Annotated in this window: 1 protein-coding gene; it reads right to left on the bottom strand. The window is 76.7% G+C overall.

The window, feature by feature from the left end; all coding sequences use genetic code 11:
- On the bottom strand, window positions 1-223 hold a 223-nt coding region (locus V1L54_RS29390; protein WP_330121203.1), incomplete at both ends, for a DUF7824 domain-containing protein.

Genomic DNA, 223 nt, shown 5'->3' with positions numbered 1-223 from the left:
GGACAGCCGCTCGGCGGCGTCCAGGGCCTCGGGGGCGGAGGCGGCGGTGACGTCCAGGCGCAGCAGGGCCTGGTCCAGGTCGCAGGGGCCGGGCTCGGCGTCCAGCCGCTCGTACTCGGCCAGCCGGGCGGTCAGTTCGGCCGGATCGAGCCGCCCGTCCGCACGGGTGGGGGTGGCCAGCAGGAACGGCACCGGATCGTTCACCACCCGCCAGGCGATCTCC

The sequence above is a fragment of the Streptomyces rubellus genome, from assembly GCF_036323805.1.
Taxonomy (GTDB): Bacteria; Actinomycetota; Actinomycetes; order Streptomycetales; family Streptomycetaceae; genus Streptomyces.
This window is presented reverse-complemented; position numbering and strand designations above follow the sequence as displayed.